The sequence below is a fragment of the Streptomyces sp. SID13726 genome, from assembly GCF_010548375.1.
Lineage (GTDB): Bacteria > Actinomycetota > Actinomycetes > Streptomycetales > Streptomycetaceae > Streptomyces.
This window is the reverse complement of record NZ_JAAGLY010000633.1, coordinates 1-412: the sequence shown is the minus strand read 5'-3', so window position 1 is coordinate 412 and position 412 is coordinate 1. Positions and strand designations below refer to the sequence as shown.

Sequence of the window (412 nt, the reverse complement as noted above, 5' to 3'; positions counted from 1 at the left end):
CGGGTCCTCCAGCTCGAACAGCGTCAGGCCCTGCTCGTACGCCCTGACCGTGTTGGCGAGCGAGTGGTTCACGCAGCTCACCCCGGCGGCCAGGAGATCGGCCGGAGGGAGATCGCGGGCGGAGTGGTAGTCGGCGGCCTCGGGGTCAACCAGGTCGGCGATCCAGTGGTCGGCGTCGGGGTGGTTCCGCTCGTGGACCCGAACCTTGTACTCGTTGTGGTTCGCGGCCATGATCGTCGTGAATCCGGCATCCCCGATGCCCTTGGTGAGCCCCCCGAAGCCGCTGAAAAGATCGACGGCGACATACTCGTCGTGGCGGAAGCGCCGATGCCTGGCGGCTGGCCGGTGAGTGGCTGTGCTGCTGCGCGTCTTCGCCTCCATCACAGTCCCGCCTCCGGGTCAGTGTCGAAGG

General features: G+C 67.7%; 1 protein-coding gene. It reads right to left on the bottom strand.

The window, feature by feature from the left end:
- A partial coding sequence (locus tag G3I78_RS49505) for a DNA cytosine methyltransferase (RefSeq protein ID WP_164437231.1) occupies window positions 1–381 on the bottom strand: 381 nt, incomplete at its 3' end.
- Between the last annotated feature and the right edge of the window lie 31 nt (window positions 382–412).